The 20,614-nt window shown below is 68.6% G+C and carries 19 protein-coding genes; 14 read left to right on the forward strand and 5 right to left on the reverse strand.

Features of this window, described 5'->3' with window-relative positions; all coding sequences use genetic code 11:
* Nucleotides 1-4: 4 nt before the first annotated feature.
* From ACGFMK_RS23795 to ACGFMK_RS23815, 5 genes are all read left to right on the forward strand, one after another.
* A complete protein-coding gene (locus ACGFMK_RS23795) occupies nt 5-652 on the forward strand; it encodes a hypothetical protein (protein WP_392766990.1) in 648 nt (215 codons plus the stop codon).
* Nucleotides 653-836: 184 nt separating this feature from the next.
* Nucleotides 837-1,163, forward strand: coding sequence for a PadR family transcriptional regulator (locus tag ACGFMK_RS23800; RefSeq protein WP_392766993.1), 327 nt, complete (start codon nt 837-839; stop codon nt 1,161-1,163).
* Entirely contained in the window at nt 1,160-1,516 is a 357-nt protein-coding gene (locus ACGFMK_RS23805; RefSeq protein ID WP_392766995.1) for a DUF1048 domain-containing protein, read from the forward strand. The genes ACGFMK_RS23800 and ACGFMK_RS23805 overlap by 4 nt, the downstream gene beginning before the upstream one ends.
* Before the next feature lies 1 nt (nt 1,517).
* Nucleotides 1,518-1,844, forward strand: a complete 327-nt coding sequence (locus ACGFMK_RS23810) for a DUF1048 domain-containing protein (protein WP_392766998.1) — start codon at nt 1,518-1,520, stop codon at nt 1,842-1,844.
* Nucleotides 1,845-2,292: 448 nt separating this feature from the next.
* Nucleotides 2,293-2,469, forward strand: a complete 177-nt coding sequence (locus ACGFMK_RS23815; RefSeq protein ID WP_392767001.1) for a hypothetical protein — start codon at nt 2,293-2,295, stop codon at nt 2,467-2,469.
* A 351-nt stretch (nt 2,470-2,820) separates the two neighbouring features.
* Here the strand turns inward: ACGFMK_RS23815 and ACGFMK_RS23820 are convergent, their stop codons facing one another.
* Nucleotides 2,821-3,273 carry a hypothetical protein gene (locus tag ACGFMK_RS23820; protein WP_392767004.1) on the reverse strand — a complete coding sequence of 151 codons (453 nt, stop codon included), beginning with the start codon at nt 3,271-3,273 and terminating at the stop codon, nt 2,821-2,823.
* A 225-nt stretch (nt 3,274-3,498) separates the two neighbouring features.
* Between ACGFMK_RS23820 and ACGFMK_RS23825 the strand changes: the two genes are divergently transcribed.
* The 4 genes from ACGFMK_RS23825 to ACGFMK_RS23840 all read left to right on the forward strand — a co-directional run bounded on the left by ACGFMK_RS23825 (nt 3,499) and on the right by ACGFMK_RS23840 (nt 8,271).
* The gene (locus tag ACGFMK_RS23825) at nt 3,499-3,795 is read left to right on the forward strand and encodes a hypothetical protein (protein WP_392767007.1); all 297 of its coding nucleotides are present in this window, start codon (nt 3,499-3,501) and stop codon (nt 3,793-3,795) included.
* A 102-nt stretch (nt 3,796-3,897) separates the two neighbouring features.
* On the forward strand, nt 3,898-5,499 hold the full coding sequence (locus ACGFMK_RS23830) for a phospholipase D-like domain-containing protein (RefSeq protein WP_392767010.1): 1,602 nt from the start codon (nt 3,898-3,900) through the stop codon (nt 5,497-5,499).
* Between the two features lie 49 nt (nt 5,500-5,548).
* Complete coding sequence (locus ACGFMK_RS23835; protein WP_392767012.1) at nt 5,549-6,040, forward strand: DUF2278 family protein; 492 nt, start codon at nt 5,549-5,551, stop codon at nt 6,038-6,040.
* Between the two features lie 266 nt (nt 6,041-6,306).
* Nucleotides 6,307-8,271 carry a right-handed parallel beta-helix repeat-containing protein gene (locus tag ACGFMK_RS23840; RefSeq protein WP_392767015.1) on the forward strand — a complete coding sequence of 655 codons (1,965 nt, stop codon included), beginning with the start codon at nt 6,307-6,309 and terminating at the stop codon, nt 8,269-8,271.
* A gap of 526 nt (nt 8,272-8,797) precedes the next feature.
* Here the strand turns inward: ACGFMK_RS23840 and ACGFMK_RS23845 are convergent.
* The 3 genes from ACGFMK_RS23845 to ACGFMK_RS23855 all read right to left on the reverse strand — a co-directional run bounded on the left by ACGFMK_RS23845 (nt 8,798) and on the right by ACGFMK_RS23855 (nt 13,303).
* Entirely contained in the window at nt 8,798-9,139 is a 342-nt protein-coding gene (locus ACGFMK_RS23845) for a hypothetical protein (protein WP_392767017.1), read from the reverse strand.
* Between the two features lie 322 nt (nt 9,140-9,461).
* Nucleotides 9,462-10,190: a hypothetical protein gene (locus ACGFMK_RS23850; protein ID WP_392767020.1), complete on the reverse strand. Its 729-nt coding sequence runs from the start codon at nt 10,188-10,190 to the stop codon at nt 9,462-9,464.
* A gap of 113 nt (nt 10,191-10,303) precedes the next feature.
* Nucleotides 10,304-13,303, reverse strand: coding sequence for a glycoside hydrolase family 3 C-terminal domain-containing protein (locus ACGFMK_RS23855; protein WP_392767022.1), 3,000 nt, complete (start codon nt 13,301-13,303; stop codon nt 10,304-10,306).
* A gap of 355 nt (nt 13,304-13,658) precedes the next feature.
* On the opposite strand from ACGFMK_RS23855, the gene ACGFMK_RS23860 reads away from it, so the two are divergent.
* The 5 genes from ACGFMK_RS23860 to ACGFMK_RS23880 are packed head-to-tail and all read left to right on the forward strand — an operon-like array spanning nt 13,659 to nt 19,746.
* A complete protein-coding gene (locus tag ACGFMK_RS23860) occupies nt 13,659-14,666 on the forward strand; it encodes a LacI family DNA-binding transcriptional regulator (protein WP_392767025.1) in 1,008 nt (335 codons plus the stop codon).
* A gap of 55 nt (nt 14,667-14,721) precedes the next feature.
* Entirely contained in the window at nt 14,722-15,966 is a 1,245-nt protein-coding gene (locus tag ACGFMK_RS23865; RefSeq protein ID WP_392767028.1) for an extracellular solute-binding protein, read from the forward strand.
* Complete coding sequence (locus tag ACGFMK_RS23870; RefSeq protein ID WP_392767031.1) at nt 15,963-16,904, forward strand: carbohydrate ABC transporter permease; 942 nt, start codon at nt 15,963-15,965, stop codon at nt 16,902-16,904. Before ACGFMK_RS23865 ends, ACGFMK_RS23870 begins: the two co-directional genes overlap by 4 nt.
* Nucleotides 16,901-17,710 (forward strand): carbohydrate ABC transporter permease, encoded by an 810-nt coding sequence (locus ACGFMK_RS23875; protein ID WP_392767034.1) that lies wholly within the window; start codon nt 16,901-16,903, stop codon nt 17,708-17,710. Before ACGFMK_RS23870 ends, ACGFMK_RS23875 begins: the two co-directional genes overlap by 4 nt.
* Before the next feature lie 32 nt (nt 17,711-17,742).
* Nucleotides 17,743-19,746, forward strand: a complete 2,004-nt coding sequence (locus ACGFMK_RS23880) for a TIM-barrel domain-containing protein (RefSeq protein WP_392767036.1) — start codon at nt 17,743-17,745, stop codon at nt 19,744-19,746.
* Nucleotides 19,747-19,901: 155 nt separating this feature from the next.
* Here ACGFMK_RS23880 and ACGFMK_RS23885 read toward each other — a convergent pair whose 3' ends face one another.
* On the reverse strand, nt 19,902-20,528 hold the full coding sequence (locus ACGFMK_RS23885; protein ID WP_392767039.1) for a TetR family transcriptional regulator: 627 nt from the start codon (nt 20,526-20,528) through the stop codon (nt 19,902-19,904).
* Nucleotides 20,529-20,614 lie beyond the last annotated feature (86 nt).

Raw genomic sequence — 20,614 nt, forward strand, 5'->3', positions numbered from 1 at the left:
GTGCATGTCTGAGCCGGGTGCGTTCGATCCGCGGGCGATGGCTCCGTTGTTGTGGCGGCTGGCCGATCGGTTCACCCGCGGCGGCGAGGACTGCCCCGGGTTCGTGGCCCGGCCCGACTGGTTCGACCACGCCGGGAACCTCGTGGTGGTGGACGGAACGGTGCGCTGGAACACCCCCGGCGTCCAAGGCGGCTTCTGCCATTCGGTGCCGGTCGGCACCCACCCGGTGTACGTGGGCACCTACACCTTCGGCCAGGACGACTGGAAGCCGGACGAGATCCGCTACTTCACCAGTGTGCTCGTGATCCCGTTCGCCGGACCGGCGCGGATCGATGCGGCGCAGTGGGACGAGGGGTACGACGACCACCAGGAACTCGAGGACTACGCCGTGCTGTGCGACGACCGGGCGGACGGCAAGGTGGAACACCCCGGCCCGGCCGGCGAGCCCAGCCTGTTCGAGCAGGCACGGGACAGGATCCGGGCCGACGGCCCGCGCTACCGGCGGCACAACTGGGTGGACCAGGTCGTCGACCCCGCCACCGGAGCCAACGCGATGATCTTCCCGGCCGACGCCGAGGCCGTGTACGGAATCGAAGCCGAGGACGAGAACGGGGAACTGCTCTGCCTCGTGTTCACCGCCTGCAGCTTCTGAGATCCCGGCGTCGTCACCCGCCACGGCGGGTCGCTCCCCATCGTGGACCGCCACGCGGGGTGCCTGGGTGATCGCTCGCCTTCCGCGTCCGCGGTAGACGTTGCTCGGCCCATCTTCCACTACTACGTGGTACCGTGTAGCAGTACTCGGTACCACGTAGTACCGATGGTCGAGGAGGCTCGTGATGGACGACCTGACGGAGATGCTGAAAGGCACGCTCGAAGGGTGCGTGCTCGAAATCATCGGCAGCGAGGAAACCTACGGGTACGCCATCACCCGTCAGCTGAACGACCTCGGCTTCGCCGACGTCGTCGAGGGGACCGTGTACACCATCCTGCTGCGACTGGAACGGAACCGGCTCGTCCAGGTGACGAAACGACCGTCCGGGGTGGGCCCGCCGCGCAAGTTCTACGCGCTCAACGACAGCGGCCGCGAGGAACTCGCGAAGTTCTGGGCGAAATGGCAGTACGTCTCATCACGCATCGACAAGCTCAAGGAGGGCGGGAGATGAACGTCTGGGAGACCATCACCGGCAGCGATCTCACCAGGGAATGGAAGGCGTTCGAAAGTCGGGCCGAAACCCTGCCGGACGAATACCGCGCTGCGTGGGAACAGATCAAGGGCCACTTTTCTCCCTACTCGGACTTCACCGGTCGCAACCTGATGCCGATTCTCGACGGTGCGCTGGGGCTGCTCGAAGAGACCGCGGCCGAGGGGCAGAGCGTGCACGAGGTGCTCGGCGACGACATCCGAGGCTTCTGCGCGGCACTGGCCGGCGGAGAAGGGGCCAGAACCCATCGCGACCGGTGGCGCGAGCAGGTGAACCGGAACGTCGCCAGGAAATTGCACCAGCTGGGAGGCTGAGATGGGCATCCAAGACATCATCGAGGGCAAGAAGCAGTGGCGGACCCACATGGCTCGGGTCAAGGCACTCCCGCCGGACTACCAGATCGTCTACCAGGAGATGCAGAAGTACCTCCTCAAGGTCGGGCCGATCGACCTGCCCGACGGACCTCTGCTCCCGGGAATCGTCGCCTTCTTCGAAGAGGGCGTCGCCGCGGGCCAGGGGGTCGTGGCCCTCATCGGCAACGACGTCGCCGCGTTCTGCGACGACCTGATCAAGGACTCACGCACCTACGCGGACGTCTATCAGGAGTCCATCGGCGGGGAATCCGGCACGGCCGGGAAATAGCACCCGGCCGGCACCCCCGTGATCCACCTCAACGGCCAGTTCGCCACCCAGGGGTACTGGCGGCGGGTCATCACCGACCTGGGCACGGGATGGCGGCACATCACCTACGACGAGCGAGCCCGCGGCAGGAAGTCACAGCGCTCGGCGGACTATTCGTTCGAAGCCGCCGTCCGGGATGTCGATGCCGTGCTCGCGGCCCGGGGCGTGGACCGGGCGCTGGGGGCGGGCTGGTCTTACGGAGCTTTCGTCGAGGGCGCGCAACCGTACGACTGGCTCACCGACGCCATGGAACAAGGGATCCGGAAAGCGTCTCGGCGATGGGGCCGGTTCATGCCGCTGCTGCACCCGACCGGTCTGACCCCACGGATGAACGCCGAAAAGATGGCGAGCAGCACCATCGAACTCGGCAAAGGGTGGGCACGACCAGATACGCACCAGCCTCCCTGCCGTGACCGAACGCAACCCGAACATCCGCATCAGCGCAAAGGTCACCGGCAGCCACGGTGCGATCCTGCGTAAGGACTTCCGCGCCGTCGCCGACGCCGTCCGTAAGGTCACCGCCCTCAACCGCAGCGAGCGCTGCAGACGGTCTTCGGGTGAACATGCCAAGTGCTGCAGTGCATGACCCGAGGTAAGAGCAACGGCCGGATCTGGCTGCATCGGGAGGTACTCGATGTGCCCACACACCGACCACGCCGCCGAACCCCGGACCGCACGCTCGCCGCGGGCGTGACCCGCTCACCGACTTCGGTTCAGGTCGGACGAGGGGACCACGCTGCGGACTCGGGCGCCAAGGGGAGCACAGGCGGGTAAGGGCCGTAGGCGTTCTCGCACGCCCCGCGGTACGTATCGCGGGGATGGTGAACAGCCGGAGCGGCAAGGCCGGCGGCGCCGGACCGAGCGCAGGACTCCCCTGCCCTTGAGGAGTTCCCTCGCCTGAGAGCCCTGCACTTCGGCTGATCCCACGCTCCTCCGGCTACAGGTGCCAGCCGACGCTGATCGAGGTCGCAGGCTGCGAGAGATGAACCTGTACGTGCAGGTTCCCGGCGAGGTCACCGGTGGTTCCACAACCGACGGTACCGCTGTTGGCTCCGTTCGCGGACCATTGCGTCCACAATCCGTTCTGCAGTACCCGGAAGTAGCTCGCCGGCCCGCCGTTCCAGTCGCACCAGATCTGCCGGCGGCCACCGGGTACCGGATCGGTGCCGGTCCCGCAGTCGCTCGTGAATTTGCACGTGTTCGGGTTGGTCGCCTGGGTTGACGCAGCCGCCACACCTGTTCCGGTCAAGACCATAGCGGCCGCCAGCAGACCACTGGCCATCATCGCTTTCCTCGACACGAATTCCCCTTTCATCGCAAGCAATGCCGACCCAGGTTCCTGCCGGAGCCGCCACGTCGCAAGCTTTTCGAACCAGCTCGAACGACGCACCGTTCGACCGGTCTCGAAAAGCTCAACCGGACCGTGATCCCTCGCCGGTGCGCTACTCCGGCATGCCGCTGCCCCGCAGGTGGGCGGTCGAGGACGGCAGGACGAACTTCGCCGCGGTCACCCCGGACCGCACCGACCTGGCCCGGCTGATCTTTCCGGGATGCTGCTGCCACCGGGCACGCCGAAGGTCTCGACGGGCCCGGCGCTGGAGGACGTGGCCACGAGATGGCGGCGGAATCGCTCGCGTTCCGCCGCCGGCGGCACCAGGCCACGCAGCCGGACGAACCGCGCGCGCCGATCGCGTACGAGGCGGTGAGCTCGGTGCCGGAGCACGGGATCCCGTTCATCCCGGTCCACGTACCGGGCGACAGCCGAGCGGTCGAGCTGCAGCGCGCGGCGATGCCGAGCGAGGTCGACGCGAGCCTGGCTGAGCGTTCGACCTGGCGAAGGAGACGTGACCGGCCTGGACAGGCGAACCACCGAAACCGCCGTCTCGTCGGTCACCGGCCGCGGGCGCAGTAACGGCCACCGTGTCCGTTGCGACCCATGAGTGCCGGGCACAGTGAGTGTGGAGGCACGACCATGCGAAGCCGCAGTACTGCCGATTCGTTACAGGTCCACGCCGTGGCCGGCTCCTACGTGGTGCTGCTCGGGATCGACCTTCCCGAGCAAGCCGCCACCGGCCTTCTCGGCTTCGCCGTCGAACGGTTCGACGCGGCCAAGGACGAGCGCTACTGGCTCCGCGGCATGAAAGTGTTCAAGGAGACCTCACGCGGGATCCCGCCGGGCTCGTCCGTCAGCCTCCGCGAACACCCGCTGCAATCCTTCCAGTGGGGCGACTACACCGTCGAGCCGGATCACGAGTACCAGTACCGCGTGGTCGCGCTCTACGGAAAGCCGAAGAACCTGACGATCGGCCGCGACGTCACCGTGACCGTCCGGACGGAACCCGTGGACATCGGCACCCACGCGATCCACTTCAACCGCGGCGTCGCCGCCAGCCAGGCCTACGCGCAGAAGTTCGGCCGCCCGCCCCGCACCGACGACCGCACCGACCCCGCCTACGACTGGCTCTCCCGCGGCCTCGAGGAAGCACTCCTCACCTACATCGCCTCGGCCACCGGGCCCGAGTACGCGCTGCGCGGCTCGGTCTACGAATTCTCCTACCCGCCGGTGCTCGACGCGCTGAAGGCGGCCGCGGACCGCGGGGTCGACGTCAAGATCGTCTACGACAGACGCGGACGAGCAAGCACCGATCCGAAGCGTGCCAAGGTCTGGCAGCAGACCGAGCCGGCCGTCACCGCCGCCGGCCTGGACCCGTGCATGATTCCGCGCAAGACCAACAGCGCCATCTCGCACAACAAGTTCCTCGTGCTGCTGCACGAGGGCAAGCCGCGAGCCGTCTGGACCGGATCGACCAACATCACCTGGGGCGGCCTGTTCGGCCAGTCCAACGTCGGGCACCTCGTCCGCGACGACGACGTCGCCGCCGAGTACCTCGGCTACTGGACCCGCCTGTCCACCGACCCCGACTACGCCGAGATCCGGCCCGCCAACACCGCCGCGGCACCCACCCCCACCACCCCGCCGACGGCCGGGATCTCCCCCGTGGTCAGCCCGAGAAGCACCCTCGACCTGATCGACTGGTACGCCACGCAAGCCGGGCGGGCCCGGAAGTCGTTCTTCATGACCGCGGCCTTCGGGGTGCACGACAAGATCGCCGACGCGATCGCCCCCGAGTCCGACGTGCTGCGCTACCTCGTCCTCGAAGAACCACCCGACAGCGGAGACGTCGAATTCACCCGCGACCACGACATCAAGGTCGCCGTCGGATCCCTGCTGAGCTCCGACATCCTCGACCGCTGGACCAAGGAACACCTGACCGGCCTCAACGTCCACGTCCGCTACACCCACACCAAGTTCATGCTCGTCGACCCACTCGGCGACGACCCGCTCGTCATCACCGGCTCCGGCAACTTCAGCGACGCCTCGGTCCACGAAAACGACGAGAACATGCTCATGATCCGAGGGGACACCCGGGTCGCGGACATCTACCTCGGCGAGTTCATGCGCATCTTCAACCACTTCTACTTCCGCTACCTCCAGCAGAAACTCCGCGACGACGACCAGCGCGACACCGCCTACCTCGCCCCCGACGACAGCTGGACCCGCCGCTACTACGACCCGGCGACCCCCAGCTGCCGCCAACGGCTGCTGTTCGGCTGACCGGAAGGAGCCAAGATGCCGCTGGCCGACTACGGCGTGCGGTGTTCCGGTGCAGTACCGCGAAGTGCGCAACCTCGACGCCACCCGGTTCACCACCATCGCCGGCCTCGGACCCGGCTGGCATCCCCTCGCCCGCGACGCCACGTCCGGCGCGCTCGACTACCTGAGGTCCCCGCTGCTGCGCGGCCGCGGCTGCCTGACGCTGATCGCCGGTCCGCTGGCCGCGCTGGTCACCACGATCCTGCGCTCCCCCCGGTTCGGCTGGGTCGAAAGCACCGCGGACAACGCGCTGAACCTGCTCGAACAACGGCTCACCGGTTGCCGGCGGGTCCACGTCTTCGGCGCGCCGTACACCCATGGCCCCGGCGTCCACGACATCCACTACAACCAAGGTGACCCGCCCGGGCAGTTCCAGCACCTCGACGGCATCTGGCAGGACGGCGGGACCATCATCGAGTCCACCACGGGTGAGTTCACCGCGTTCCTGACGAAGTTCAAGACCCAGGTCCTCGACACCGGCGACAACGGCCTGCCGGCCTGAACACGGGTCGTCGCCGCGCAGAACCCCGTCAGCGTGTGGGTGCAGGCCGAGCACCATGCCTCGACCGGTTCGTCCTGCTACGGCGGCCTCCAGGGCTCCCGGGTTGGCGCCGAGCGCAGAGAGATCCGATGACCGGGACATTCAGGTGCGAAATAGCCCTCTTCGCCCCGCAATGCCCGATAAGTCATCCGACCAATCGTTGACATTTCTTCGTCGCACCGGTCAGACTCCGAGCCGGCCAGAGCCTACGACGAAGGACGGTCATCGTGCGCACACGAGTCAAGGCGGCCCTATTCGCGACCGGCCTCGCGTTGACGGCGACGGGGGTCCTGGTGACCCCGGCGACGTCGGCGCCGCAGCAGGTCGTCCACGTCGCCCCGGACGGCGACGACACCCACGACGGCACGAGCGCGGCACAGGCCGTCAGGACGCCGCAACGCGCCCAGCAGCTCGTGCGCGGACTCATCCCGGGCATGACCGGCGACGTCTCGGTCAGCCTCGAAGACGGCACCTACCCCCTGAGCGCGCCGTTGCGGCTGACCGCCGCCGACTCCGGCGCCAACGGTCACCGCGTGCTCTGGACCGCCGCACCCGGCGCCCGGCCGGTCATCAGCGGCGGCGTCCCGATCACCGGCTGGAAGGTTTCCGACAGCGGCAAGAACATCTGGTCCGCGCCCGCCCCCGCGACGCTGCGCACGCGCCAGCTGTACGTCAACGGCGCCCGCGTTCCGCGCGCGACCGGCACCCTGCCGGTGACACTGACCAGGATCACCGGCGGCTACACGACGTCGTCGGCCGCGATGGACAACTGGCGCAACCCCAAGGACATCGACTTCGTCTACACCGGGGGTCTCGGCGCGTGGACGCAGCCGCGGTGCCCGGTGAACACGATCTCGCCGACGACGATCAAGATGGCGCAGCCGTGCTGGGACAACTCGACGAAACGCGTGATGCGCACCGACGGCTCCGGCCGCACGGTCGAGCTGGTCGGCCGCCAGGCCATCACCGAGCTGCCCACCGCGGTGGAAAACGCCTACGAGCTGCTTTCCGCCGGTGAGTGGTACCTCGACAACGCCGCGCACACCGTCTTCTACGTGCCGAAGCCCGGCGAGGACATCACCAAGGAGACGGTGACCGCGCCCGCGGTGGAAACCCTGGTGTCCGGCATCGGGACGGCCTCGGCGCCGGTCCACGACATCACCTTCAGCGGCCTCCAGTTCTCCTACGCCACCTGGAACTTCCCGAGCACGCCCGAAGGCTTCTCCGAGATCCAAGCGAACTACACGCTGACCGGCGCGCACGGCTACGACCAGCAAGGGCTGTGCCAGTTCGTCGACAGCGGGAAGTGCCCGTACGGCAACTGGACCAAGGAACCGGGCAACGTCTCCTTCGCCTACGCCAGGAACATCAGCTTCACCCGGGACGCGTTCGTCCACTTGGGCGCGGCGGGACTCGACCTCGGCACCGGCTCGCAGGACGACCTGGTGCAGGGCACCGTGTTCACCGACATCTCCGGCAACGGGCTGGAACTCGGCGGCGTCGACATCACGTCGCCCACCGCGGCGGCGCAGCACACCAGCGGAAACCGGCTGCTCGACAACCACGTGTTCGCCACGTCGGTGGAGTACGCGGGCGGCATCGGGATGGACATCGGCTACACCGAGCACACCATCGTCTCGCACAACCAGATCGACCACACCCCCTACAGCGGGATCTCGATCGGCTGGGGCGGCTGGCCGGACAAGGTGAAGATCAAGGCGGAACCCAACTACAGCAACAACAACACGCTGAGCGACAATCTCGTCTTCGACCACATGCAGCTACTGGCCGACGGTGCCGGCATCTACACCAACGGCAACACCGGCCCGGACCTGGCCGACGGCGAGAAGCTCACCGGCAACGTGATCCACGATCAGAAGGGCGCGGGCAAGGCCGTCTACACCGACAACGGCGCGGGAAACATCACGATCACCGGCAACGGGCTGTACAACGCGGATCTCGCCTGGGGTTCGAAGCACACCGACTACGCACTGAACAAGGGCACCTACGACCCGCTCGACATCGAGAACAACTACTGGGAGAACGGCAGCGCCGACTACGACCAGAAGTCCGTGCTGATCAGGAACAACCACCCGATCACCGACGCCGGCGGCATCCCGGCGAGCATCCGCGCCAACGCGGGTTTGGAGGCGGCCTACGCCGACGTCCTCACCTGGACCCCGGCCGGCTGACCCTTCCCCACGACCGGCCGATCTTATTCGAGGACAGGCGAACCTTCCTCCACCATGGGCCAATGGTCCCTACCTGCGGATGTCACGCCTTGCGCGCGGAGGTCCAGCGGAATCGCCGACGAAGGGCTCCGCCACCACCCCGCGGTCGTGTGACTGACGTGGCGAGGCTGCTCCATCCGTCGTCTCCGCCGGAACGGGTCACCACGCCACCACAGAAGCGTTCGGGCGCAGGCGCGTTCCCCGTCTGCTGCAACGAACCAGATACCGGCCCCGATCTCCCTCGCGGTCTGCCACATCCGGTGGGCAGCCGTGCCGACGTCGGTTGCGTGGTCGTAGTCCTGCCAGTAGTTGTCGAAGTTGGTGAACTGGTCGCCAGCTGAAGCCCACCAGATGATGTGGCTGGCGGGGTCCGGGTAGGCGGTGATCGCGGTGCCGCACCGCAACGTGCAGGTGAGTGCCGGACTGGCCTGGGCGGCCCCTGCGGTCGCGGTGAACACGAGCCTCCGAATCGTGCTTGAACAGAAGGTCAGTAGATGTTCAGTTTTTCGACGTAAGTGCTGCGGTCCGGCAGGGTTCCGCGCTCGTTCTTGCCGAAGAACCGGGTGAACGGCCCACCGTCGACGTCGGACCACACGAAGTAGCCGGCGTTGTTCCCGCTGCTCCAGGCGGTGACGAGAGCGAGGTCCGGTTCGGTCACGCCGGCATAGGCGTAGCACGTCTGGTTGAAGTTCCGGTCCTGGAATCTGAAGAAGTCCGGAGCGTTACACGGCACTTGGTGGATCGTGTCCGCGTTCGCGGCCGGGGCGGCAACAGCGGAAACCGCGGCAATGACGGCGGTTGCGACAATGGTCCGGCGAACTTTCGACATAATGCGATTTTCCTGGGTTCATTGGTGGCATGCAAGAGATTCAAGCACCATCGAAACCCGTCGAGCGGATCATCTGCGCGAGCTGCCGAACCGGGTCGAAGCAACAACTGCTGGCGACCGCATAGACCTGAGCGCCCTGTGCGGGTCGAGCTCTCCCTTGGCGATCATGTCGCTGACCATCGGTTCTCGAGGGCGGTGCTGATGGTCGGGCCGATCGCGCCGGTGCCTTGCGCTCGGACTCCGCCCGACGTCCGGCAGCCGGTCGATCCGGGGTGCCGCGGGAGGTGCGGAAGGTGCCGCCATGGCGGCCTTCCCTCCCCCGCTAGGACGACGAAACGGAGTAGCTGTTGGTGGTGAAGTTCAGGCCGCCGCCGGCGGCGGTGATCTCGAAGCCGAACTGCACCTCGCCGAGGGTCACGTCCCCGAACCAGCCCTTGCTCTGGATCCACTTGAGCACCGCCAGCACGTCCACCGTGCCGGAGCTGGTGTTCGAGGTCCGGACGAAGGAGAACACGTCGTTCGAGCCGTTGCTGCCCTTGTAGACGTCCCAGGTGTGGCCGCCGACCGTCGCGGTCGTCTGCTTGCTGCCCAGCGGGCCGACCGCACCCTGCTTGTCCATCCACAGCATGGTTTCGTAGGCGTTGTTGTTCGTCCAGATGTCGTACGCCGTCTCGTAGGCACCGCTGCCGGGCCGGGTGACGTCGAAGCTGCTCGACACCCGGCCGAGCGCGCTGAGCTTCTTGTTCACGGCCTTGGCCGAATGCGGGTACGACTTGACGCCGCCGGTGTCGGGGTGGTCGGCCCAGACCCCGAAGTTGCTGGAGGAGTTGGCCCAGATCGTCTGCGGGCCGGCCCCGCTGCCCCACACGTCGTTGCGGACCGTGTAACCGCCGTTGGACCAGGTCGCCCACCTGTCCGAAGACGACCAGGTCGCGGCGTGGGCCGCCGGTGCGGCGGCCACGACGGCCGCCGCCACGGCGAATGAGGTCACGAGGGCGCGTGCCGGTTTCGGCATGGTCTTCCTTTCCCGAGCGTCGTTGCGCGGATTCACCGACTTCAGCTGACGGCGCGGTATCCCGGATTCGCGAGGTCCCGCACCGGCACGCACGGATCGGCCAGGTCCTCGCCGCCGGCGTTGCCCTGGATCGAGGGCCTTGCCGAGCTTCACCGGCCGGCCTCCTTCGTGAGCTGGACGGAGTGGAGGTTCACCGGGCCGTCGAAGACGAGGTAGACGTTCCGGATCCCGCTCGCCTTCGCCAGTGCGGCGCGCACGTCGGTGTAGCGGTACTTCCCGCCGGTGCCCGGCACCGTGAGCGTGCCGAGCACCGGGCCGGTGGCCGGGTCGTCCAGGCGCACGGTGATGCGGGCCGGCGTCGAGTCCGCTTTGGACACCGACGCGGTGATCGCCCGCGCCGACGGCGAAAGCCGGACACCGTCGAACGCGATCCAGGTGCCGGCCACCGCCGCGACCGAAGTGCCGCTCGCCTTGCTCTGGTCGGTCAGCGTGACGCCCTGGTAGCCGTCGAAGTTCTCGGCGAGCGTCCGCTGCCCGAGGTCGCGGGGCGGGACGACCTCGCCGGCGACGAACACCGGCACGGTCTGCGTGATGTCGGTGGCCGACCGGCCGACGGCGAAGTCGTACCGCCCGGTCTCGACCACGGACCGGCTGCGCGTGACGTCCCACGACGCGAGGTCCGCCGCCTTGACCTGCAGCTGCACGGTCCTGGTCTCGTGCGGTTCCAGGCTGACCTGCTGGAAGGCGCGCAGCTGCTTGAGCGGTTGCCGGACGCGGGAATCACGGTTGCTCGTGTAGAGCTGCACGACGTCCGAGCCCGCGCGGCCGCCGGTGTTGGTCACGTCCACGCTCACCGTCACCGTTCCGTCCGCCGTGGTGACCGGCCGGTCGGCCCGGACGTTGCCGTAGCGGAACGAGGTGTAGCTCAGGCCGTAGCCGAACGGGAACAGCGGCTTGCCCCGGTAGTACTGGTAGGTCATGCCGGTCTTGGCGATGTCGTAGTCGAGGATGCTCGGCAGCTTCGCGTCGGAGGCGTACCACGTCTGCGTCAGCCGCCCGCTGGGGTTGTAGTCGCCGAACAGGACGTCCGCGACGGCGTGCCCGGTCTCCTGGCCGGCGTGCGTCGTCCAGACGATCCCGGGGGCGGTCCGGGTGTCCCACCCGGTCGTCGGGTAGCTGTTTTCGACGACGACGATCGTGTGCTTGTTCGCCTTCTGCACGGCGTCGACCAGCGCCTGCTGCGCCGGCGCGAGCTCGGTGCCGCTGCGGTCGTTCGCCTCGCGGCCGTTGATGAACGGCATGCTGCCGACGACCACGACGGCGGTGTCCGCGTCCTTCGCCGCGGCCACGGCGGTGCCGACCCCGCTGGTGACCACGTCGCGGCCGAACTTCGTGGCCCCCGCGACGTCGGGCGAGGCGATCCGCAGCACGCCGTCGGCCCCCACCACCGCGTACTTGTCCGGGCCGAACCACGATTCGCCCACCTCGTTGCCCGCGTACTCGAGCACGTAGCTGCCGTCGGGCTGCTTGTCCAGCTTCAGCTGCTGCTGCACGAACCAGCCGTTGGGCTGCACGGCGTTGTTGACCAGCGTGCCGCCGGAGTAGCCGAGGTACTTGCCGTTGGCGACGGTCCGGAGGGTGTTCTTGCCCGCACCCCAGTCGAAGACGTCGAACGACTGGGTGGCGCCGGCGGTGGTGGCGCCCTCGGTGAGGGGGCCGCCCGCCGCGTCCGCCGAGGCGGTCAGGTACTTGCCGGTGGCCAGGTTCTTCAGGGCGATCCGGTCGACGCCTTCCGACGAGGCGACCGTGCCGTTGGTGCCGAGGCGGTCCGTGATGCCCTGCAGCGGGGTCACCCGGTACGGCATCGAACCGCTGTACCAGTCCTCGTACAGGGTGTCGGAGAGCGGGCCGACGACCGCGACCTTCTTGTTCCGCGCGGTGTCGAGCGGGAGCGCGTTGTCGTTGTTGCGCAGCAGCACGACCTGGGCGTCCGCGGCCTTGCGCGCCAGCGCCTGGTGCGCCGGCGAGTTGATGACCGCCGGGGTGATCTTCGCGTACGGGTTGCGTCCCGGCGGGTCGAACTCGCCGAGGCGGAAGCGCAGCGAGAGCAGGTGCCGATCGGCGTTCTCGACGTCCGCGACGGTCAGCAACCCCTTCGAGAGGGCCTCCTGGACCGCGGCCGCGGTGATCGAGCCGTCGGTGTCGTTGTCGGTGAAGCTGTCCAGCCCGGCCTTGATCGCCGCGGCGTCCGCTTCCGCCTTGGTGGCGTAGTACTTCTCCGAATCGACCAGGTTCGACGGGGCACCCGCGTCGCTGACGACGGCGATGTCCCGCGGCGCCCACTTGCGGAGCGCGTCGTCCAGGTCGGGGCTCACCGTGTTGGGCCGGCCGTTGGTCAGGTTGTACGACGGCATGACCGCGTTGGCCGCCCCGGCTTGCAACGGGATCTTGAACGCCTGCTCGTCGTAGTCGTGCAGGACCTTCGGCGGCACCGAGGAGTTGCTGGTGTCGCGGCTGACCTCGTTGTTGTAGGCGAGGTAGTGCTTCAACGTCGGCGCAGCCTGGAGATAACGCGGGTCGTCACCCTGCATGCCGCGGCCGTAGGCGGTCGCGAGCCGGCCGGTCAGGTACGGATCTTCGGAGTACCCCTCCTCGTTGCGGCCCCACCGGGGGTCGCGCAGCAGGTTCACCACCGGCGCCCACAGGTTCAGGCCCCACAGGGTCGGGTTCTCGGCGTTGAAGCCGCGGGCCTCCTGCCCCACCGCCGTGCCGACCTGCTCGACCAGGTCCGGGTTCCACGTGCCGGCCAGGCCGAGCGCCTGCGGGAACACGGTTCCGTTCGCGGTGACGACGGCGCCCTTGTTGTCGTAGTCCGTCGACCACGCCACGCCGTGCAGGGCTTCGGTGCCGGTCTTGAACACGCCGATGCCGAGGCGCGGGATGGCCGGTTCGTACTGGTGCAGCAGGGAGACCTTCTCGTCCAGGGTGAGCCGCGAGAGCAGGTCGCCGATCCGGACGGCGAGCGGGAGCGAGGGGTCCCGGAACGGCGGGGGCGGCGCCGCGACCGCGGCGACCGGCGCCGCGACCAGGGTCGCGGTCACCGCCAGCAGGACGCCGCGGCGCGCGGTCCGGAAGAGGTTTCTGCGCATCGGTGGAACCTCCGGTAGGGGCATCTGTCGAAGCGATTCGACTGTGTTTCGCGGACGGTCGTCGCGTCAGAGGAGGATGGAAGGACTATTGCAGCCTCGTTACAACCCGGTCAAGCGCCTCTCGGCGACTTTCCCTCGAATCGCCGAGTACCCGCTATAGGTGCCTGTGAACAGGGCAAACCCGGCCGAGCTGGCGCTTCGATGGATTCGGCGCCGGTGTGGCATTTCGAATATTCGTCGAATGACTGTCGAATAGCGCGCGAGCAACGATCGGGGGTTGTGTTTCGCAGATGTGTCACTTACCTTCATCGATCATCGATGCGCTTCGACGATCCGGTGCGCCGAGAGGAGTCTCGTGGTCACGATCAACGACGTCGCCGCCGCGGCGGGGGTGGCGCCCAGCACGGTGTCGTACGTGATCAGCGGCAAGCGCTCGATCTCGCCGCAGACCCGGCAGCTCGTCGAGGAGAGCATCCGCAAGCTCGGCTACCACCCGCACGCCGGGGCCCGCGCCCTGGCCAGCAGCAGAACCAACGTGCTCGCCCTGGTGGTCCCCCTGCGTACCGACCTCAACGTCGCCGTCGTGATGCAGTTCGTCACGTCGGTGGTGACCGCGGCGCGGGCGTACGACCACGACCTCCTGCTGCTCACGAAGGACGAAGGGGCCGCCGCGCTCCAGCGGGTGGCGTCGGCGGCCATCGCCGACGCGCTGATCGTGATGGATGTCGAGGCGGGCGATCCCCGGGTGCCGGTGCTGCTCGCCCTGGACCGGCCGGTGGTGCTCATCGGCGTGCCCGAGCACCGGGCCGGGTTGACCTGCGTCGACCTCGACTTCACCGCGGCCGGCTCGGCGTGCGTCGCGCACCTGGCCGACCTCGGCCACCGGCGGATCGCCCTGATCGGTCCGTCGCCCGCGGTCTACCAGCGCGGCACCAGCTACGCGACGCGGTTCCTCGGCGGCTTCAACCGGACCGCGGGCCACCGGGGCCTGCGGGTGATCACCCGGCCGTGCAACCACTCCTACGAGGCCGCGAGCGACGCACTGGACGAGCTGTTCACCCAAGACCCCGGCATCACCGGGCTGGTGGTGCACAACGAAGCCGTTCTCCCGGCCCTGCTCTCCGAACTGCGGCACCGTGGCCTGCGCGTGCCGGACGACCTCTCGGTCATCGCCGTCTGCCCGGAAACGATGGGCGAGCAGCAATCGGTCGCGCTGACCACCGTGGCCATCCCCGCCGAAGAGGTCGGCAAGCAGGCCGTCGAAATGGTCGTCCGCAGCCTCGGTGGCCACACCACCCCCGAGATCCGCCTGCTCTCGCCCCGCCTGACCGTGCGCGACAGCACCGGCGCCCCACCCGCTTGAGCCTTCCCGTCACATCCCCGGTCGAGCCCCACCTGAGCGCCCGAAGGAGTCCCCCATGCCCGCGTTCCGCCACGGCCTGCTGGCCGCCACCGGCATCGCGACTGCCGCCGTCCTCGTGTCCGGGTGCAGCCCGGCCCCGGCTCCCGGCGGGGCCGGGGGCGGCACCGCGGCGCCGGCGTCGTCGATCACCGAGCTCGACTACTACGCCGACGAGCAGGGATCCGCCGCCTGGCAGAAGATCCTCGACGGCTGCGCGGCGCAGACCGGCATCAAGATCCAGCGTCAGACGGTGCCCACCGCCCAGCTGCTGCCGAAGGTCCTGCAGGGCGCGAGCTCCAAGACACTGCCGGACCTGCTCTTCACCGACAACCCCACCCTCCAGCAGGTCGCCGCCACCGGCGCGCTGACCCCGCTGACCGACTACGGCATCTCCACCGACGGCTACTACCCCAGCATCATCAAAGCGGGCACCTACCAGGACAAGGTGTACGGCCTGGCACCCGGTGTCAACGGCCTGGCCCTGATCTACAACAAGGACCTCCTCACCGCTGCCGGCGTACAGCCGCCGAAAACGTGGGACGAGTTGACGGCCGCGGCGGCGAAGCTGACCAAGGACGGCAAGTACGGGCTCGCCTTCTCCGCGATCCCGTCGGAGGAAGGCACCTGGCAGTTCCTCCCCTTCTTCTGGAGCAACGGCGCCGAACTGTCCCGGCTGGACTCCCCGCAAGCCACCCAGGCACTGCGGTACCTCACCGACCTCGTCGGCTCCGGGGGAGCGTCCAAGTCCGTGGTGACGTGGAACCAGAACGACGTCGCCGACCAGTTCGTCGCCGGCAACGCGGCGATGATGGTCAACGGCTCGTGGAACCTCGCCCGGCTCGACGAGCAGAAGTCACTGCACTACGGCGTGGTGCCGATCCCCGTGCCGAAGGCGGGCGGCAGCCCGTCGGTCGCGCTCGGCGGCGAGGTCGGGGCCGTGCCGGTCACCAAGCCCGCCGAGCAACAGGCCGCCGGGAAGGTGCTCGCGTGCATCCTGGCCGATCCCACGATGCTCGAGTGGAGCAAGGCCCACGCCTACGTCCCGTCGAAGACCGCCGTCGCGGCGAAGTTCGGCGCGGAGCAACCCGCGATGCAGGCGTTCATCGACGAGGTCGGGACCGCGCGCTCCCGCACCGCCGAGCTCGGCGAGAAGTACCCGAAGGTCTCCCAGGCGCTGGCCGACGCCACCCAGGCGGCCCTGACCGGCAAGCTGCCGGCCGACCAGGCACTGAAGACCGCGCAGCAGGCAGCCGGGTCATGACGCTCACCGCCACTCACGCGCCGGCCGCCCGCCGGTCCGTCACCCGTGGATCGCGGCGCGGCGACCGGTGGGTGGCGTGGGCGTTCCTGCTCCCGGCGATCGCCTACGTCGTCGTCTTCTTCGGCTACCCCCTGGTCGCCAACCTGGTGATGAGCGCGCAGAACTACACGGTGAAGTCGTTCTACACCGGCGAAGCGCCCTTCGTCGGCTTCGACAACTACACCGCCGTGTTCGGCAATCCGCTCTTCGGCACCGCCGTGCTCAACACGGTGCTGTTCACCGTCGGCTCGATCGTCTGCCAGTTCGGCATCGGGCTCGCGCTCGCCCTGTTCTTCAACGGCCGGTTCCTCGGCAGCGCGCTGCTGCGGTCGCTGCTGCTGCTCCCCTGGCTGCTGCCGCTGGTGGTCAGCGGCGCGGTCTGGCGCTGGATGTTCGACCAGGACCACGGCGTGCTCAACGCGGCCCTGCGCGCCGTGGGCCTCGACGGCGTACCGTGGCTGACCACCACGAGCTGGGCGCTGCCCGCGGTGATCCTCACCAACATCTGGATCGGCATCCCGTTCAACCTGGTGATCCTGCACGGCGGCCTGCGCGCCATCCCGGCCGGTCTCCACGAAGCCGCGGCGCTCGACGGCGCGAGCGCGTGGCAGCGGTTCCGGCACGTCACCTGGCCACTGCTGCGCCCGGTCACCGGGATCGTGCTCATGCTCGGGCTGGTCTACACCATCAAGGTGTTCGACGTGATCATGGTCGTCACCGGCGGCGGCCCGGCCAACGCCACCCAGACGCTCACGACGTGGTCCTACCGCCTGTCGTTCCAGGACTTCGCGTTCGGGCAGGGTGCCGCGGTCGGCAACGTGCTCATCGTCGTGGCCACCGTCTTCGGCCTGGTCTACCTGCGCTCGGCACGGGCGACCCTCGCGGAGACGGCGTCATGACCGGCCGCCTGAAGACCGTGGTGGGCGTGCTGATCGTCGCCGTCCTGCTGTTCCCGCTCTACTGGATGGTCAACGCGTCGTTCCAGCCGAGCGGCGCGCTGCTCAAACCCGATCCCGACTGGTTCCCCGGTGGTGGCACGCTCGACGGCTATCGCAAGGCGCTCTCGACGCAGGGCCCGCACCTGCTCTCCAGCCTGATCATCGCGCTCGGCACCGTCGTGGTCTCCCTGGTGATCGCGATGCCGGCCTCCTACGCGCTGGCCCAGCTGAAGATGCGGGGCGGGCCGGTGATCGTGTTCGTCATGCTGATCGTGCAGATGATCCCCGGCATCGTGATGGCCAACTCGCTCTACACCGTGTTCGGCAACCTCGGCCTGATCGACAACTACCTCGGCCTCGTCCTGGCCGATTCCACCGCCACGATCCCGTTCGCCGTGCTGTTGTTGCGGGCGTTCATGATCTCGATCCCGCGGGAGCTGACCGAAGCGTCCCGAGTGGACGGTGCGGGGTACTGGCGGACGTTCTTCTCGATCATCGTCCCGGTGAGCCGAAACGCGATGGTGACCGCCGGGCTGTTCTCGTTCCTGTTCGCCTGGGCCGACTTCCTGTTCGCCGTCACCCTCACCACCGGCCAGACGTTCGAACCCGTCACCGTCGGCATCTACCGGTTCGTCGGCAACCAGTCCGCCGACTGGAACGGCGTCATGGCCACCGCCGCCCTGGCGTCGATCCCCGCGGCCGTCCTGCTCGTCATCGCCCAGCGCTACGTCGTGGCCGGCCTGACCAGCGGCGCGGTCAAGGACTGACCTTGCCCCTTTCACCTGGAACAGGAGACCGCATGATCGCCGTTCTCGACGACGGCCGGGCGCTCGAAGTCACCGTGCGCCACGAAGTCCTCCGGATCGAACCGTGGGGCGCCGACAGCCTGCGCGTCCGCGTCGGGCGGCACGGCGTCCGCGAGGACGTCCCCGGCGCCCTCGTCCCGGCGAAGCCGGCGCCGGTGGACGTCGAGGTGCGGGAGCGGACCGCCACGATCGTCAACGGCGCGCTCACCGGGATCGTCGAGATCGCCGACAGCGACACGGGCATCGACACGATCGTGCGGTTCGTCCGCACGGACACCGGCGAAGAACTGCTTTCCGAGCAGCGCGCCCACTTCTGGTGGCCCGGGGCCAGGCTGTTCATGCCCGCGGCCAACGGTTTCGGACGGCTCGAGCAACGGTTCGCCGCCTACCCCGGCGAGCGGATCTACGGTCTCGGCCAGCACACGCACGGCCGGCTCGACCAGAAGGGACTGGTGCTGGACCTCGTGCAGCGCAACGGCGAGGTGTCCGTGCCGTTCCTGCTCTCCAGCCGGGGTTACGGCTTCCTGTGGAACTCCCCGGCCGTCGGCCGCGTCGAGCTGGCCGAGAACGGCACCCGCTGGGTCGCCGACAACGCCCGGCAGATCGACTACTGGATCACCACGGGCGAGCAGCCGCGGCAGATCCTCTCCCACTACGCCGACGCCACCGGGCACGTCCCGATGCTGCCGGAGTGGGCGGCCGGGTTCTGGCAGTCGAAACTGCGGTACCGCTCGCAGGAGGAACTGCTCGCCGTCGCCCGGGAGCACCACGCCCGTGGCCTGCCGCTTTCGGTCATCGTGGCCGACTTCTTCCACTGGACCCACCTCGGCGACTGGAAGTTCGACCCGGCCGAGTGGCCGGACCCCGAGGGCCTTGTCCAGGAGCTCGGGGAAATGGGCATCAAGCTGATGGTGTCGATCTGGCCGACGGTCAGCCCGCTGTCGGAGAACTACCGCGAGATGCACGAGGGCGGCCTGCTGGTCGGCACCGAGCAGGGCATCCCGGCGCACGCGCCGTGGAAGGACAAGGGCTTCGACGTCGAGATGCCGGTCGCCTTCTACGACTCGACCAACCCGGCCGCGCGGGAGTTCCTCTGGTCGACGGTCAAGCGCAACTACTACGACAAGGGCATCCGCGCGTGGTGGCTCGACGGCGACGAGCCGGAGATCCAGCCGGGACATCCGCACAACCTCAGCTTCCACGCCGGGAGCGGCGCGGAGGTGTTCAACGTCTACCCCCAGCTGCACGCCAAGACCTTCCACGAGGGCATCCTCGGCGAAGGCGACGACGAGGTGGTGCTGCTCAGCCGGTCGGCCTGGGCGGGCAGCCAGCGCTACGGCACCGCTGTGTGGTCCGGGGACATCGCCCCGACGTGGGAGTCGCTGCGCGCCCAGGTCAAGGCCGGACTCAACCTGGCGATCGCGGGCATCCCGTGGTGGACCACGGACATCGGCGGCTTCCACGGCGGCGACCCGGACTCGCCCGAGTACCGCGAACTGATGGTCCGCTGGTTCCAGTACGGCGCGTTCTGCCCGCTGTTCCGCCTGCACGGCTTCCGCGACCCCCGGTCCGCGTTCGGACCCGAGATGACCGGCGGCCCCAACGAAGTCTGGTCCTACGGCCCTTCGGCCCTCGAGTCGATCACCCAGTCCTTGCGGCTGCGAGAACGGCTGCGCCCGTACCTGATGGCGCAGATGCGGGTCGCGCACGAGCACGGCATCCCCCCGATGCGGCCCCTGTTCGTCGACGCTCCCGGCGATCCGGCCGCCTGGGACGTCGACGACCAGTTCATGCTGGGCCCGGACCTCCTGGTCGCCCCGGTGCTGGAACCCGGCGCGGCCGGCCGTTCGGTCCACCTCCCGGCGGGAACGTCCTGGACCGATGCCGTGACCGGCGAGGTTCACGACGGAGGCGTCCGCATCGAGGTCGAGACCCCGCCGACGCACATCCCGGCGTTCGCCCGGGCGGGAAAGGAACTGCCGATCCGGCCGCGCTGACCCGATGGTCATTTCTGGCGAGCTCACTCGACTGAACGCGCAGGGAGCTCCCACCGCCCGGATCGCCACCACCTATCGGCCAGGCAACCGTGTCTTCTTCTCCGCCGCGGACACGCGCACGACACCAGGGGTGCCAGCCGCCTTCGGCATTCCTGCTACGACTCAGGCAAGCCAGGGCTGATCGAGCCCATCGCGCGGTCGAGCAGCCGACCCAGGGGCTGCGTTCCATCACCGGCGATCCAAGCCGCAACGGCGGCCTCCAGGCAACCCAGGGCGCCGGCGATGAGGGCACGGGGTCGCGGATCGGTCGAGTCGTCCGGGTCCGAACCGAGCCGTAGTGCGAGCTCGGGTGCGATCAGGGCCTGGAATCTCGCTTGCTTCTCCTGGTGGAGCGTAGCGAGGGCAGGGGTCGTCACAGCGAGCGCAGCCAGCCGGTGTGCGCGTTCGGTCTGGGTCGCGTAGTACTCGACGAGAGGGCTCATCGCATGGCGGAGCGCAGACCACGGGGCTTCGTCATCGGGTCGCTGACGCAACGCCAGCACTATCTCGTCGACAGCGGTCGAGGTCTCGCTCGCGAAGACATCTTCCTTCGAAGGGAAGTAGCGGAAGAACGTACTGCGCGAGATCCCGGCGACCGCGCAGATGTCGTCGATGGTGGTCTGCTCGTAGCCGTGGTCCAGGAACAAATCGAGCGCCATCTTGGCCACCTGCGCCCTCATGGCACGCCGGGCGAGTTCACGTGCACCGGGACGGCGCTCGTCCCGATCCGGCAGCCTGGTCACGGGGCTGATGGTACTACACCCCAAACCTGGTACCGTGGTTTCACAAACGATACTCAGTATCAGGATCTGAGCGGAGATGGACGGCG

Origin of the sequence: Amycolatopsis sp. NPDC049252 (genome assembly GCF_043197175.1) — a bacterium.
Classification (GTDB): Bacteria; Actinomycetota; Actinomycetes; order Mycobacteriales; family Pseudonocardiaceae; genus Amycolatopsis.